Below are 1,132 nucleotides of genomic sequence, written 5' to 3'. Positions count from 1 at the left end.
CGTGCGCGGCCAGTTCCTCCAGCACCGCGGCCCGCGCGTCGTCGACCGCGTCGTCGGCCACGCAGAAGGCCATCCGCAGCGGCGATCCGCTGTCCGCCGACCAGGTCACCGCGTCGACGGAGATCTCCCGCCGCGCGACCGCGTCCAGCACCCGCGCGGCGCCCGCGCCCATCGCGCACCGCGCCTCGACGACGACCTGGGTCACCCGGTCGTCGTGCGTCACCGCGATCACACCGGCGCGTCCTTCCAGGACGTCGGAGTCGAGCATGGGTCGTTCCCTCCCGAAGATGGTGCTTCCCGCGCCCGGCCCGGACGCGTCGCGGACGACGATGTCGACGCCGTGGGCCGCGGCCAGCTCCACCGAGCGCGGGTGCAGCACGCGCGCGCCGGAGAACGCCATCTCGCTCATCACGGCGGCGGGGACCTCGCGCAGCAGCCCCGCGTTCGCCACCACCCGCGGGTCCGCCCGCCGCACGCCGTCGACATCGGTGCAGATCTCGCACACGCGAGCCCCGTGGGCGACGGCCAGCGCCACCGCCGAGGTGTCCGACCCGCCGCGGCCCAGCGTGACGACCTCGCCGTCGCGGTCCAGGGCCTGGAAGCCCGCGACGACCGCGACGTGGCCCCTGGCCAGCCAGGAGCGGACGGGTTCGACGTCGACAGAGGCGATCACGCCCGCCCCCGGCCTGCCCACCGCCCGCAGCCCGGCTTCCGGTCCGGACAGCGACACGGCTGGCACGCCCAGCTCCCGCAGCGCGATGGCCAGCAGCGCCGCGGAGGCCAGCTCGCCGGTGGCGAGGAGCTTGTCGGTCTCGCGCGGGTCCGGAGCCGGGCTGACCGCGGTGGCCGCGCGCACCAGCTCGTCGGTGGTGCTGCCGCGCGCGGAGACCACGACGATCACCGCGGCCCCGGTGCGGCGGAGGCGCGCGACGCGGCGGGCGACTTCGGCGACCTGGACGTCGTGCGCCAGGGAACTGCCGCCGTACTTCTGGATGCGGATTTCCATGCCACTCCGTTCGGGGAATTCCGAGGGATTTCGACGTCCGCGGCGCGGTCCGGGCCCGGATGCGTCCGTGGGCTCATTTCCGTCGTCGACCGGGTTCCCGGCCCGTCGCGCGTTCTCGCTCGCGCA

The 1,132-nt window shown here is 75.5% G+C and carries 1 protein-coding gene; it reads right to left on the bottom strand.

Features of this window, described 5'->3' with window-relative positions; all coding sequences use genetic code 11:
- Positions 1-1,006 (bottom strand): aspartate kinase (locus IEZ00_RS22800; protein ID WP_189225356.1); only part of this gene is annotated, 1,006 nt, incomplete at its 3' end.
- Positions 1,007-1,132: the final 126 nt, after the last annotated feature.

Source organism: Saccharothrix coeruleofusca, from assembly GCF_014648515.1.
Classification (GTDB): domain Bacteria; phylum Actinomycetota; class Actinomycetes; order Mycobacteriales; family Pseudonocardiaceae; genus Actinosynnema; species Actinosynnema coeruleofuscum.
Note: the sequence above shows the minus strand (reverse complement) of the source record. Positions and strands in the feature narration are given on the sequence as shown.